The sequence below is a fragment of the Planococcus glaciei genome, from assembly GCF_900099655.1.
Classification (GTDB): domain Bacteria; phylum Bacillota; class Bacilli; order Bacillales_A; family Planococcaceae; genus Planococcus; species Planococcus glaciei.
In genome coordinates, this window is record NZ_FNDC01000003.1 from 285,147 (window position 1) to 299,537 (window position 14,391).

Consider the following 14,391-nt stretch of genomic DNA (forward strand, 5'->3'; position numbering starts at 1 on the left):
ATATGCTATTTATTCATTACTCTCCCTTGATATGGAGCAAACCAGCGGAGACGCCTGCGGGAAAGCGAGACAGCCGAGACCCCGCAAGACGCGAAGCGGCTGAGGAGGCTTGGCGCTCGCCCGCGGCAAGCGCAGCTGGGTTGCGGAATATCAGAGATATTCTAAAGGGATTTTTCTATATCTTTCTCAACAAGCTGTAAAAGGCGCATGCCGGAGCATGCGCCTTTTGTCTCTTATTCAACTGATAAAATATAAGGGTAAAGCGGCTGTTTGCCGTTGTGGATTTCGACTTCCACTTCTTCATTTAATGTTTCGATGAATCCGGCAAGTTTTTCAGCGTCTGCTTCGGTCACGTCTTCTCCGTAAAGGATCGTCACGATTTCAGCTTCTTCATCCACCAATTTTTTCACCAATTCTTCTGTTACCCGTTCCAGGCTCGTGTCAGAAATGACAATCTTGCCTTCGGAGATGCCCATAAAGTCATCTTTCTTGATTTCAACGCCGTCAATCGCTGTGTCGCGGACTGCAAATGTTACAGAACCGGTTTTCACTTGTTTTGAGGCTTGCGTCATTGTTTTGTGGTTGTCTTCGACAGTTGCTTCCGGATTGAATGCCAGTAAAGCAGCCATTCCTTGCGGCACATCTTTTGTCGGGACTACGGCCGCTTCAATTTCAAGAAGTTCTGCCGCTTGTTCTGCTGCCATGATGATGTTTTTATTGTTCGGAAGAATCAGCACGCGCTCCGCTTCGATTGATTTGACGGCATTGACAATGTCTTCCGTAGAAGGGTTCATCGTCTGGCCGCCTTCAATGACGTACGATGCGCCGATGCTGCGCAATAAGTCCGCGATGCCTTCGCCCATCGCTACGGTCACTACAGCGTAAGGATGCTTCACCGATTCTTTCGGTGCGTTTTTGTGGAAGTCTTCCCCTACAATGTCGATGTGCTGCTGGCGCATATTTTCAATTTTCATCGAAATCAAGCTGCCGTAATTTTGGCCATATGTAAGTACTTTTCCAGGCTCTTCGGAGTGGATGTGGATCTTGGCAATTTCATCATCTGAAATGACAAGCAAAGAATCGCCGTAAGCGCTCAAGTCTGTCCGGAATTCAGCTTCGTTGAATTCTTTTTTTCCTGATTCGAACTTAACCATAAATTCTGTGCAATACCCGAATTCAATATCTGCCGTATCCATAAAACCGGCGATGTTTTTATGGTGCTCTGCACTGACCAGGTCGTCCATTGTATTATGGGCATGCTTTTCTGGCAGCGCTTCCCCTTTTAATGATGCCAAGAAGCCTTCATAGACATAAACGAGCCCTTGGCCGCCGCTGTCCACTACTCCAACTTCTTTCAATACCGGAAGAAGGTCAGGTGTGCGCTCCAATGAAGCTTTGGCTTCTTCTACAACCGCTTCAAACAAAACGATAATGTCTTCTTCTGTTTTGGCCAGTTCCATGCCTTTGGCAGCTGCATCTTTCGCTACTGTCAGAATCGTTCCCTCTACCGGCTTCATAACAGCTTTATAAGCCGTTTCAACGCCGTGTTGAAGCGCTTCCGCAAGTTTCGCCGCAGACAGCTCGGATTCATTTGCAATGTATTTGCCGAATCCACGGAATAATTGAGACAAAATAACGCCAGAATTTCCGCGTGCGCCCATTAATAATCCTTTAGACAAAGCACCTGCCGTTTTGCCGACATGCTCTTGTGCATTTGCTTTTGTTTCTTTAGCACCTGATGTCATTGATAAATTCATATTCGTTCCAGTATCGCCGTCCGGCACTGGAAAAACATTCAATGCATCTACATAATCCGCGTTCTGGTACAAATGGTGAGATCCCATTTCCACCATTTCCGCGAACTGATTTCCATTTAATGACTTCATAGCCAATTCTTCCTCCTCATACTACGGGTTCGTAACTCGAACTCCCTGCACGTAAATGTTGACCGCTTTGACTGGCATGCCAAGGGTCTTCGTAATGGTATATTTTACTTTGGATTGCACTTGGTAAGCAACTTCAGAAATTTTTGTTCCATAGCTGATAATGACATACATGTCGATGATCAAGTCTTTATCTTCCTGGCGAACGATGACGCCTTTAGCAAAATTCTCTTTGCGCAAAATATCTGTTAAACCGTCTCTGATTTGATGTTTAGTAGCCATTCCTACAATTCCGTAACATTCAATGGCTGCCCCGCCTGCAATCTGAGCGATTACATCATTTGAAATATCGATTTGGCCGTATTCGTTTTTTAATTCAATCGACATTAAGAATTCCTCCTTGAGTCCTATTTCACTCTTTTCATTCTACATGAAACCATTATACCTGAAAAGGCGCTGTTTGGGTGTAAAGGCTTTTTTCTTGAAAGACATGTGAAAATTAGTTGCAATGCCTAAATGTCTATGGTAAATTATTAAAGTATGTGAAACGAAAAACGAACTGAAATTCTATTATAATTTTCAGCTTCACTTGTGAGGAGGGACTTACATGCCTAAAGTATGTGCAGTTAGTGGACGCAAAGCTCGTGCAGGAAACAACCGTTCGCACGCGATGAATTCGAGCAAACGTACATGGGGAGCAAACCTTCAAAAAGTTCGTATCCTTGTAGACGGTAAACCGAAACGTGTATGGGTTTCTGCGAGAGCATTGAAATCAGGAAAAGTTGAGCGCGTATAATCGCTCATGAATAATGCCAGGTCTGACATTTGTCGGCCTGGCATTTTTTCATGGTCAGTTAGAAAACCTGTTATGAAAGAAATAAAATAGCACGTTGATTTCATCATGCCATTAAACAAAAAAAGATTCCGGATTATTCATTCCGGAATCTTTTTTGCGTCCTTCCATAAAACAACCAGCTCGCATTTCTACTGGTCGGAACTCTCAATCACGATGCAGCTTCCGCTTGCAAAAGAAACGACGCCTTCCGTTTCCAGCTCATTGCTGATAAAACGCGTCGATCCGAACGGAATTGCTTCATTATCCACTTCGTACTTGAAATTTTTCAGATTAAAGCCCTGGACTTCCTGGGCAAAAGAGTAAAACGAGATGTAACGGTATGTCGGATCTGGCGAGATCCGGTGGACGCCGGGAGCCAAAAAACGGATGCGGTTCTGCCGGTTGACCAGCACGAAGCCGGTATCCGGAAATTTCTCCTGGTATTTGTAGATGGCTTGAAGAGCGCTCATGTAATGGTCCAAGCGGCCGCCGGTCACACCGGTCACAATAACTGTTTCGGGTGCAAAATCCATCGCTTTTTCCAAGGCCAGTTCTGTATCGGTTTCATCTTTTTCAGCTGCTGCCCGGTTCAGTTCCGGAAAAAGCGTTTCAATTCTGGCCATTTCCGCTGCCGACACCGAATCAAAGTCGCCTACCGCTGCCGCGGGCTGAATGCCCCGTTCCAGCAGCACGATGGTTCCGGCATCCACTCCAATATAAATAGCAGAAGGCCATGAAGAAAAATCGGGAAGCTCCTTCACTGGACCTCCGGCGGTCACAACGACAATCACACTACCGCCTCTTCTCCTGCCTGTTTGATTCCCTGCAAGGCTGCTGCACGGTCTTTTTGGCTATAGATGGCAGAGCCGGCGACAAACACGTTCGCTCCGGCTTTTGCACATGGCACAATTGTTTCTTCATTGATGCCGCCGTCGATTTGAATTTCGATATCCAATCCACGCTCACGGATTATCTGAGACAATTGCTCAATTTTCGGAACGACGGAATGGATGAACTTCTGTCCGCCAAATCCGGGATTGACCGTCATGAACAGAACCAAATCGATGTCTTCCAGTACATGCTGGATCGTTTCAACCGGAGTATGCGGGTTCAAGACGACTCCCGGCTTAACGCCCAATGAACGGATCAGCTGGATGGTGCGGTGAAGATGCGGGGCCGCTTCTACATGGACGGTGATGTAATCGGCGCCGGCATTAGCAAAATCTTCGATATAACGGTCGGGATTTTCAATCATCAAGTGAACGTCCAACGGAAGGTTTGTCAGCGGACGAAGCGCATCTACCACAACGGCGCCAAAAGAGATATTCGGCACAAAATGGCCGTCCATTACATCAATATGGATCCAATCCGCTCCGGCTTGTTCCACTTCCAGAACTTCCTGGCCCAATTTCGAAAAATCTGCAGCTAGTATAGATGGGGCGATTTTAATCATTTGTATACCTCGGCTTTCGGCTCATTATTTCTTCCAAAAATTTCAAATAATGCTTGTAGCGGTATTCCGGTATTTCATTGGCTTCCACGGCCGCTTTGATGGCGCATTTCGGCTCATTCAAATGCAGGCATTCCCTGAATTTGCAGCTGTTTGACCGTTCTGCCATTTCAGGGAAACAGCCTGACAATTCCTCTTTTTCAATCGTGTCGAAGTCAAAAGAACTAAAACCCGGTGTATCTGCCAGTAAGCCATTGTTCACTTCAATCAGCTCAACGTGGCGGGTCGTATGCTTGCCCCGGTTCAGCGCTTTGGAAATATCATCCGTCTTAAGCTCCAATGCAGGCAGGATCGTGTTGAGCATCGTCGATTTCCCGACACCGGACTGGCCAGCCAATACACTGATCTTCCCTTCCAATACAGGCATCAACCGTTCCTGTAAACTCGGGTCTCCTTTAAAGGTGGGAATGACTTCATAGCCGATTTTTTCATAATCCGCTATAAAGTGCTCCAATTTCCCTTTTTCGCTGTCTTTCAATAAATCCATTTTCGTCAGGCAAATCACCGGCTTGATGCCATGCTGCTCAATCGCCGTTAAAAAACGGTCGAGCAGCAGGGGATGGAAGTCCGGCTGTTTTGCGGAAAAAACAAGGATGGCCTGGTCGATATTTGAAATGGGCGGTCGCACTAATTCGTTTTTCCGTTCGTGGACAACTGTAATGGTTCCTTCTAGATCATTATCAGCTTCATAGTCCACAAAATCACCGACTAAGGGCGAAATTTGCCGGTTGCGGAAAACTCCCCGGCCTCTGCACTGGATATACCGTTCCCCGTTTTCATCCAGAACATAATAAAAACCGCTTAGCGCTTTTCTAATTTGACCTTTCGGCATGCTTGCTTTCACTCCTTTTCATTTAACATTACTCAACGCTGTCATAGGCAATGGTTTCTTCCAAAATAACAGTAGCGTCACGGACAATTCGGTACGTGGCACTGCCGCCTTCGGCAATCTGCAATTCGATTTTGCGGGATTCCGTTCCCGTAATGGTGAATTCCTCGACCGGTTCGGCCATTGTATTTTTTTGGTCCTGAATATAAATTTGCACTTTCTGCGGAGCCGCTTCTTCGCCTTCTGCCGGCGGCTCTTCCGGTTCAAATGGAATTTCCACGGTATGGATATATGTTTTGAGCGGCTGCGCCGCTTTGCCTGAAGACATAACCACTTCAATTGTGCTGCCTGCTTCCAGCTGTTTGTCTGCAGCCGGGTTCTGCGTCAAGACGGTCCCTACCGGCGCGTTCTCGGAAGCTTCTTCGCCGATGATGCGGATATTAAAGCCTGAAGACCTGGCGTATTCATTTAAATCGTCTTCTGTATACCCTATTATATTTTCAACGGTGCGCATATCTTTTCCTTTGCTGACCACAAATTCAACGTCTGTTTCAGAGACAATGACTTCTTCGCCGGCTCTCGGTTCCTGTTCTAGGATGGTTCCTTCCGGTTCATCAGAAAACTCCGCTACCTGCTCGACTGATTTGAAATTCTCGCCATCCAGCAATTCCAGCGTTTGTTCGATGTCGCGGCCGACATAATCGGCAAATTCCTTCGACTCTTTCCCGGTGCTGACAAACAATTGAATCGCTGATTCACGGTCGCGCATTTTGCCAGCTTCCGGAATGGTCCGAATCACATGGCCTTCTTCAATTTCTTCTGAGGGCCGCTGTTCCTCTTCTCCGACCACAAAGCCCATTGCCTGCAATTCTTCGACAGCTTCATCGCGTTCCATTCCGGAAATATCCGGAACAGCGACTTGCCTTGGTGCGAACATTTCAGGGAAAGCAAGTGCCGTTATCAAACCAGCAAGGATCAATAGCCCAATAATCCCGGCAATCAACGGTCCTTTTTTCTTCTTTTTCTTCGGAGATGCAGGGGATGGCGCTGTTTTGGCAGCGGCCGGTTTTAGTTCTTTCGTTTTTTCCATGCTTTCATACGTTACCCGGTCTTTGATGATTGGCATCGCTTTTGTTTCATCTGCATCAATGGGAACCGTAAACTTCGCTTCGTCCAGCCGTTCCGGCAAAAGGGCTGTGGCGATGTCTTCCTGCATTTCATCCGCTGACTGATAGCGGTGCAGCGGATTTTTGGCCGTTGCTTTCAACACAATGTTTTCAAGGCTTTGGGGCATTGAAGGTACCAGTTTCTTTAAAGAAGGCGTTTCGGTCTGCAGATGTTTTAATGCAATCGATACAGCGGATTCGCCTGAAAACGGCAATTGCCCCGTCAGCAATTCATACATGACGATGCCGAGTGAATAAATATCCGATTTCTTATTGGCGGTGCCGCCGCGTGCTTGTTCCGGCGACAAATAATGGACGGTGCCGAGAACGGAATTGGTCTGTGTATAGGAAGTCGCACTAAGGGCCATTGCAATGCCAAAATCACTGATTTTCACATTGCCTTCCTTATCCATTAAAATATTCTGCGGTTTGATGTCCCGGTGGACAATCTGGTTTTGATGCGCATGAGCGAGCGCCGATGTCAATTGAGTCATAATCTTAACCGCTTCTTCAGGGCTCACAGGTGAGTGGTCGATTATGTATTCTTTTAAAGTTTTGCCCGGCACATACTCCATCACCAAATAGTGGATGGACTCTTCTTCGCCGACATCGAATATATTGACGATATTTGGATGGGCGAGGCTCGTCGTCGACAAGGCCTCCCGCTGAAAGCGGCGCTGCAATTCTTCTTCGTTTGAAAAATCATACCTTAAAATTTTAATGGCGATGTCGCGGTCCAATATCATGTCATGTGCCAGATAGACATTTGACATTCCGCCTCCGCCAATCAATTCCAATATTTTATAGCGGCCATTTATACTTCTGCCGATCAACATGGCTATTCCTCCTCAGCCTTTGAGGAAAGAAGGACAAACGAAATATTGTCTTCTCCTCCCAGTTCATTCGCGAGTTTCACCATTTCTTCCCCTTTTTGGGAAAGCGGGATAGCAGAAAGTACGATTGCTGCGATGTCTTTTTTTGATATTTTATTGCTTAAACCATCCGAGCAAATCAACAAATAGGAAGAATTCTCCAAAGAGAAATGGAGAATTTCCCCGTCAATTTCAGGATCGGTTCCCAGCGCTTTGACAATCCAGTTTTTCTTTGGATGGTCTTCCGCTTCTTCCTCACTGATTTCCCCGCTGTCCACCAGCACATTGACGTAAGAATGGTCGCGCGTCAATTGCTCGACTGCCCCGTCAATGACGTAAGCGCGGCTATCGCCAATATGGCACATCACGCAGTCATACCGGTCAATCAGCGCGGCAATCAGTGTCGTGCCCATCCCTTTGCAGTCCGGATGGTTCAGTGCATATTCATAAACAAGCCGGTTCACGTACTGGACATTGAGCGAAAGCCAAGTTTTGCGCTGTTCTATTGTTGACAGTGCCTCTGAACTTTCTTCTGTAAAAAGCCTGCCTAATGTCGAAACGGTCAATTCGCTTGCGATATCCCCTGCGTTATGCCCGCCCATTCCATCGGCTACGATGGCCAACAAAAGGCCATCCGGCCGCCGAAGGACTGCAACGCGGTCCTCGTTTATTTTGCGTTTTCTGCCAGTATCACTTTCCATGACGTACTGAAACAAATCCCGTTCCCCCGTTCCTTGACTGTTATTGCCTGGATTTTATCCGCTTTAACGGGCTGTAGGACTCCCGCTTTTACAAGCGTGAAATCCACTGACCGTCGAAGTCCGATAGGACCCACTAATAATTAAAGGGGAATGAAAGAAAACCCCTCTGATCAAGTTTTATTTTATGCCGTAGCTTTTTTCCGGAAAGCCGAGATAAAGAATCCGTCGCCGCCGAAATCCTGCGGAAAAATCTGGACAAAGCCGGTATTCTTAAGCCCAAGAGCTTTCGGCAAGGCCACTTCGATTTTTTCCATCTCGGGATGGTCTTTGAGGAATCTCTCCGCCGTTCCCCGGTTTTCAATTGAATCAACCGTACAGGTGCTGTATACCATGATGCCATCCGGTTTTAATAACTGCGAAGCCTGGTCCAGCAGCTCCAATTGGATTTCCTGGAGACGTGCAAAATCCGCTTCTTTTTTGGTGTATTTGATGTCCGGTTTTCGCTTGATGACGCCAAGCCCGCTGCACGGCGCATCGACCAGGATGCGGTCAAATTTTTCAACGCCAAAGCGTTCAACGCTCTTTTTGCCGTCGCCGACTTCTGTTTCAATGACCGTATGGCCAAGGCGCTTCGCCGTTTCATCAATCAGTTTGATTTTGTGCTGGTGGAGATCCATCGCGAACAATTGCCCTTTGTTCTGCATTTTCTCTGCAATATGGGTCGTTTTGCCGCCCGGCGCTGCGCACATATCCAGGACTTCCATCTCTGGTCCGACTTGCAAGGCATAGGCCGGCAGCATCGAACTTTCATCCTGGATGGTGATAAAGCCTTTTTCGAAAGTCGCCGTTTTGGCCGGCTGGCCATTCGTGACAATGAGGCATTCCGGAACCAGTTCGCTTTGCACCGCTTCCAGCCCTTCCGATTCAAGCATTTCAATCACTTCTTCGGGCGTCGCCTGTACGGTATTGACGCGGACGGTCTGCGGCGGAATTTTATTGTTCTCCAATGCCATTTCGCGCGTTTTTTCCAATCCGAACTGTTCTGCCCAGCGTTTGATCATCCAAACCGGGTGGCTCGTTTCAATGGCAATCTTTTCATACGGATCGCTGATCGTGTTGAATGAGCGGACTCCGCTGCGCTGAACGGACCGAAGAACTCCGTTGACCACGGAAGCTACACCGCCATGGCCGCGCCGTTTCGCGATTTCCACGGCTTCATGGACGACCGCATGGGCCGGAATCCGGTCCAAATAAACAATCTGGTACAGCGACATGCGCAGCAATGTTTTTACCCATGGCTCGATTTTCCCTTTCAAGTACGGTTCCAAATAATAGTCAAGCGTCATTTGGTGCTGCAGTGTGCCGTAAGTGATTTCAGTCAGCAGGCCCTTGTTTTTATCTGCAATGCCGTGGCTTTGAATGGTCTGGTGCAGCAGCAGATTGCTGTATGCCTGCTTGTTTTCGACTGCCCATAGGATTGAAAAAGCGGCATCTCTTACATTGCCTTGTAATTTTTTATTTTTCATTCGAATAAATCTCCTGCCTGGATTTTAGGTCCTTTTAAATAGTCGGTGGCAGACATCCGCTTTTTGCCGGCCGGCTGCAATTCTGTAATGGCCAGAACGCCATTGCCCGTCTGGACCAGTATGGCGTCTTTCGCCAATTCGAGCACTTCGCCGGGCTTGCCGCTTTTTGCAGAGTCCCGTTCTTCGGCCCACCAGATTTTCATGTTTTGGCCTTTGTACGCAGTAAATGCCACTGGCCATGGGTGCAAGCCGCGCACCTGGTTGTAGATGGCTTCAGCTGACAATGCCCAGTCAATGCGTTCCTGTTCCCGGGAAATGTTGCGGGCATAGGTCACTTCCACTTCGTTCTGCGGAATCCGCTCATTGGTCCCGTTTATGATGGAAGGCAAAGTTTCTTTCAGCAATTCCATGCCGGCCACGCTCAATTTATCGAACATGATGCCGGTATGGTCGGTCTTGCCGATCGGCACCGTGACTTGGGAAATGATGTCCCCTGCATCGAGCCGGTCGACCATATACATAATCGTCACGCCTGTTTCAGTTTGCCCATCCATAATCGCCTGGTGGATCGGCGCGCCTCCGCGGTAGGCAGGAAGAAGAGAGGCATGGACATTGATCGCACCAAGCTTTGGCGCTTCAAGCACTTCGCTCGGCAAGATCTGGCCAAAAGCGGCCGTCACAATCAAGTCCGGAGCCAAATCAAGGACGTGCTGCAATTCTTCGGGATTTTTCAGTTTTTCGGGCTGGTAGACCGGCAGGCCAAGGCGCAGCGCCTCTTCTTTTACCGGTGTCGGCGTCATCACTTTTTTGCGCCCGACAGGCCGGTCAGGCTGGGTGACAACGGAAACGACGTCATAGCCTTCTTCTACGAGCATGCGAAGAATGGGGGCCGAAAAAGCTGGCGTCCCCATAAAAACGATCTTGGTCAAACCGATTCCTCCTCTTCTGCAGCTGCCGCTTCAGCGATCATGGCATCCAATTCTTCCTGAGTGACGTATTTCGAAATTTTGCTGGTGAACAAAATGCCGTCCAAATGGTCCATTTCGTGCAAAATTGCACGCGCTTCGTATCCTTCTGCTTCAAGTTCATACCAAGAACCGTCCCGTTCCTGGGCTTTGATCTTAATGTGATCTGGGCGTTCCACTTCACCGAAAATCCCCGGGAAGCTCAAGCAGCCTTCCACATCGGTATCGGCTCCTTCAAAAAGCGCCAATTCCGGATTGACCATTTCAATCGGATCCTGCCCTTCCCCAAAATCAACAATGGCCACGCACTGGTCCACGCCGACTTGCGGTGCGGCAATTCCGACGCCGTCATTGGCAATCATCGTTTCGTGCATGTCATCTAGCAACACGGCAAGCTTTTTATCGAATTTGGTCACTGTCAGGCATTTCTTTTCCAGAATTTCGTTCGGGTGTTTCACAATATTGAGTATAGTCATTTGGTGTCCTCTTTTCTCTACATCACGGATGTCGGGTTCATATCAATCGACAGCGTAGCGCCTTTTTTTAGCCACTCAGAGCGGTAGATTTTAATCAGCTGCTGCAGAACATCCGCAAGTTTCGGTTCTTTTTTGTATTTTATCAAACATTGATAGCGATATCTATTGTTCACACGGGCAATAAGTGACGCCGAGGGCCCGATTATAATCGTGCTGGCTGACAGCTGGGACTGCAGGTAACGGACGGATTGGTCCGCATAACCCGCAACCGTCATCAAGTCTTCATGGGTAAACTGAATGTTGACGACGTAGTAATACGGCGGATAGCCGCTTGCTCTTCGCATCGCCATTTCCTGGTCATAAAACGGTTCGTACAATTGGTCTTTTGCCAGCGTAATGGCATAGTGCTCCGGTGTATACGACTGGACATACACTTCGCCCGGCAAGATATCGCGCCCTGCCCGCCCGCTTACTTGCGTCAGCAGCTGGTAGGTTTTCTCCGCAGCCCGGAAATCCGGCAAATGCAAAGTTGTATCCGCTGACAGTACGCCGACCAAAGTAATGTTCGGGAAATCAAGCCCTTTGGCTATCATCTGGGTGCCGAGCAAAATATCCGCTTTCCCTTCCCCGAACGCCGACAAGATTTTTTCATGTGCGCCTTTGTTCCGGGTCGTATCCACATCCATCCGCAGTACGCGGGCTTCCGGGACCAATTTTGCCAGTTCTTCTTCCACTTTTTGCGTACCGGTTCCGAAAAAGCGGATGTGTTCGCTTTCGCATTCCGGGCAGATATGCGGCACCGGTTCATCGTAGCCGCAATAATGGCATTTCATCAATTCGCTTGAGCGGTGATACGTAAGTGAAATGTCACAGTTCGGGCATTGCATGACCGTTCCGCAGTCGCGGCATAAGACAAACGAAGAATAGCCCCGTTTGTTAAGGAACAACACTACTTGCTCTTTTCTCTCAAGCCGTTCACGAATTGCTTCGGCCAACGGAATCGAGAACATCGAACGGTTGCCGTTTCGCAGCTCTTCCCGCATATCGATGATCTGGACGTCCGGCAAAGGCTGGTTTTTCGCCCGTTTTTCGAGCACCAATAGTTCGTAAACGCCTTTTTGCGCCCGCGCGTATGATTCCAGCGACGGTGTGGCGCTTCCAAGTATGACCGGGCAGTTATGCTGTTCGCTGCGCCAAATGGCGACATCGCGTGCATGGTAGCGTGGAGAGTCATCCTGTTTGTAGCTCGATTCGTGCTCTTCATCCAAAATGATCAATCCCAGGTTTTGGAACGGTGCAAAAATGGCCGAACGTGCCCCGACCACCACTTTCACTTCCGCGCGCTGGATTTTCCGCCACTCGTCGTATTTCTCCCCTGCTGATAAGCCGCTATGCAGCACCGCCACCAGATCGCCGAAGCGCTCTTTAAAGCGCAGCGTCATTTGCGGCGTCAGGGAAATTTCCGGAACGAGCATAATGGCTTCTTTTCCTTCTTTCAGCACTTGGTCGATTGTCTGAAGGTAAATCTCGGTTTTGCCGCTTCCTGTGATGCCGTGAAGAAGAAAGGTTTTAGGAGTGTTCAACGACCGCTCGATGGCATTAAATGCCGTCTGCTGAGCTTCGGTAAGCTGGAGCGACTGTTTCTGTTCAATTGTCGCCTGCAGCATCGGATCGCGGTAAGATTCTTCATTACTTATAGTAGCTGCGCCTTTTTCTACCAATCCGTAGATAGTAGGCAAAGATACGCCTGCTTCTTTTTGCAGCCGGGACGATTCGATTGCCTGTCCTGCATGATTTTTCATATACGCCATCAGCTTTACTTGCTGCTTGGCGTTGGGGCGGATTTCAATGCCTTCCAGTTTCTCGAGGGAATCCGCGATATGGATCATGCGGACTTTTTTCACGGCCGTCTGCTGGGAAATATCCGTATCGGCAACGATCGTGCCCCGGTTCAATTCCTTTTTCAGCAAATCGTATACTTCAACCGCGTCCTGCGAACGCACAAACGGCCGCTTTTCAAAATAACTGCGGAGCGGTTCCGCGATGTCTTCCAGCTGGGCATTCAGCACAAAGCGTTTTTCGTATTTTGCCCGGAGTGCTGAAGGAATCATTACCTGCAGCGCATCGATTTCAAAACAAACCGTCTGGATTTTCATCCATTTGGCCATTTCCAAGAGTTCGTCATTTAAGACGGGGACGACGTCCATCAATTCATGGATTGGTTTTAAACGGGCCGGATCAAATTCGGATGTTTCTTTTATCGCCGTAATAAAGCCAAGCACTTTGCGGGGGCCGAATGGAACTTTTACGCGCATGCCAGGCTCCACCAGAACTTGCAGGTGAGCCGGGATGGCGTAGTCAAAAGGCCGGTCAATGGGATGCGCAGCAACGTCGACAATGACTTCAGCGATCATGCAAATCTTCCTTTTCCATAATCAGCCCAAGCAGCCGGCGGGCAAGTTCCAATTTTGGCATCATCTCGAATGACTGTTCAAAACCGCCTTTGCCGTATACTGTCACCCGGTTTGTATCCGATTCAAATCCAGCCTGCGCTTCACTGACATCATTGGCAATAATATAATCCGCATTTTTCCGTTCCAGCTTGTCTTTTGCATAATGGCCCACATCATTGGTTTCCGCGGCAAACCCGATCAATAGCTGATGGGTTTTGGTTTTCCCGAGATGCTGCAAAATATCGGTAGTGCGCTCCAACTCGAGCGTGGAACCGCCTGCCTGTTTCTTCATTTTTTGGCTATGGACATCAATCGGCCGGTAATCAGCCACGGCTGCTGTTTTGATGACGACATCCGCCGTTTCGTATTCCGCATTTACGGCATTCAGCATGTCTTCCGCACTTTCAACAAAAATCCGCTGGACGCCTTTTGGCACAGGAAGTGTGACAGGCCCGCTGATCAGAACAGTCTCTGCTCCCATTTCAGCTGCGGCTTCCGCCATCGCATAGCCCATTTTGCCGCTCGAGAAGTTTGTAAGAAAACGGACAGGGTCAATGCGCTCACGCGTCGGTCCAGCCGTTACCACTACTTTTCTGCCCGCCAGCAATTTCGGCCGTGCAAAATAATCCGCTACCAAGGCGGTGATTTTCTCCGGTTCTTCCAAACGGCCTTTGCCGACATAGCCGCAAGCCAGGAATCCTTCGGACGGTTCAATGAAACGGATGCCGTCGTCGTGAAGCTGTTGGATATTGCGTTTGACGGCCGGGTGGTCATACATGTGCACGTTCATCGCAGGTGCCACCCAAATCGGGGCAGTTGCCGCAAGCAGCGTCGTGGTCAGCATATCGTCGCCGATGCCGTTGGCCAATTTGCCGATGACATTGGCAGTAGCCGGCGCCACGAGGATCAAATCTGCCCAGTCGGCCAAATCGATATGCGCGATGACTGATGAGTCTTTTTCATCGAATGTATCATAATAAACATCGTTTCTGGACATGACCTGGAAGGACAGCGGCTGAACAAATTGCCGCGCAGATGCAGTCATGATCACTTTGACGGTTGCACCGGCCTGAGACAGCTTGCTGACAAGCGCAACCGCTTTGTAAACAGCAATCCCTCCGCTTACACACAATAAAATTTTACGATTCGCCAACAACGTAAACACCCTTTCTAAA

At 48.7% G+C, this 14,391-nt stretch carries 13 protein-coding genes; 1 reads left to right on the plus strand and 12 read right to left on the minus strand.

Going from position 1 to position 14,391, the window contains the following annotated elements; translation table 11 throughout:
• Positions 1–233: 233 nt before the first annotated feature.
• Entirely contained in the window at positions 234–1,886 is a 1,653-nt protein-coding gene (locus BLQ32_RS06535) for a DAK2 domain-containing protein (RefSeq protein WP_074509545.1), read from the minus strand.
• 21 nt (positions 1,887–1,907) lie between these two features.
• Positions 1,908–2,270 carry an Asp23/Gls24 family envelope stress response protein gene (locus BLQ32_RS06540; protein WP_036806763.1) on the minus strand — a complete coding sequence of 121 codons (363 nt, stop codon included), beginning with the start codon at positions 2,268–2,270 and terminating at the stop codon, positions 1,908–1,910.
• A 220-nt stretch (positions 2,271–2,490) separates the two neighbouring features.
• Between BLQ32_RS06540 and rpmB the strand changes: the two genes are divergently transcribed.
• The gene (gene rpmB / locus BLQ32_RS06545; protein WP_036806766.1) at positions 2,491–2,679 is read left to right on the plus strand and encodes a 50S ribosomal protein L28; all 189 of its coding nucleotides are present in this window, start codon (positions 2,491–2,493) and stop codon (positions 2,677–2,679) included.
• Between the two features lie 188 nt (positions 2,680–2,867).
• Here the strand turns inward: rpmB and BLQ32_RS06550 are convergent, their stop codons facing one another.
• The 10 genes from BLQ32_RS06550 to coaBC form a co-directional block, all read right to left on the minus strand.
• A complete protein-coding gene (locus BLQ32_RS06550; protein ID WP_074509547.1) occupies positions 2,868–3,509 on the minus strand; it encodes a thiamine diphosphokinase in 642 nt (213 codons plus the stop codon).
• Complete coding sequence (gene rpe, locus BLQ32_RS06555; protein ID WP_036806772.1) at positions 3,506–4,171, minus strand: ribulose-phosphate 3-epimerase; 666 nt, start codon at positions 4,169–4,171, stop codon at positions 3,506–3,508. The genes BLQ32_RS06550 and rpe overlap by 4 nt, the downstream gene beginning before the upstream one ends.
• On the minus strand, positions 4,164–5,060 hold the full coding sequence (gene rsgA, locus BLQ32_RS06560; protein ID WP_053166432.1) for a ribosome small subunit-dependent GTPase A: 897 nt from the start codon (positions 5,058–5,060) through the stop codon (positions 4,164–4,166). The genes rpe and rsgA overlap by 8 nt, the downstream gene beginning before the upstream one ends.
• 28 nt (positions 5,061–5,088) lie before the next feature.
• Positions 5,089–7,059, minus strand: coding sequence for a Stk1 family PASTA domain-containing Ser/Thr kinase (pknB, locus tag BLQ32_RS06565; protein WP_074509548.1), 1,971 nt, complete (start codon positions 7,057–7,059; stop codon positions 5,089–5,091).
• Between the two features lie 2 nt (positions 7,060–7,061).
• Complete coding sequence (locus BLQ32_RS06570; RefSeq protein WP_235525010.1) at positions 7,062–7,811, minus strand: Stp1/IreP family PP2C-type Ser/Thr phosphatase; 750 nt, start codon at positions 7,809–7,811, stop codon at positions 7,062–7,064.
• 167 nt (positions 7,812–7,978) lie between these two features.
• The gene (rsmB, locus tag BLQ32_RS06575; protein ID WP_036806781.1) at positions 7,979–9,322 is read right to left on the minus strand and encodes a 16S rRNA (cytosine(967)-C(5))-methyltransferase RsmB; all 1,344 of its coding nucleotides are present in this window, start codon (positions 9,320–9,322) and stop codon (positions 7,979–7,981) included.
• Positions 9,319–10,251: a methionyl-tRNA formyltransferase gene (gene fmt, locus BLQ32_RS06580; RefSeq protein ID WP_074509550.1), complete on the minus strand. Its 933-nt coding sequence runs from the start codon at positions 10,249–10,251 to the stop codon at positions 9,319–9,321. Before fmt ends, rsmB begins: the two co-directional genes overlap by 4 nt.
• Positions 10,248–10,763: a peptide deformylase gene (def, locus tag BLQ32_RS06585; RefSeq protein WP_074509552.1), complete on the minus strand. Its 516-nt coding sequence runs from the start codon at positions 10,761–10,763 to the stop codon at positions 10,248–10,250. Before def ends, fmt begins: the two co-directional genes overlap by 4 nt.
• A gap of 17 nt (positions 10,764–10,780) precedes the next feature.
• Positions 10,781–13,177: a primosomal protein N' gene (priA, locus tag BLQ32_RS06590; RefSeq protein WP_074509554.1), complete on the minus strand. Its 2,397-nt coding sequence runs from the start codon at positions 13,175–13,177 to the stop codon at positions 10,781–10,783.
• Positions 13,167–14,372 (minus strand): bifunctional phosphopantothenoylcysteine decarboxylase/phosphopantothenate--cysteine ligase CoaBC, encoded by a 1,206-nt coding sequence (gene coaBC, locus BLQ32_RS06595; RefSeq protein ID WP_036806794.1) that lies wholly within the window; start codon positions 14,370–14,372, stop codon positions 13,167–13,169. Before coaBC ends, priA begins: the two co-directional genes overlap by 11 nt.
• Between the last annotated feature and the right edge of the window lie 19 nt (positions 14,373–14,391).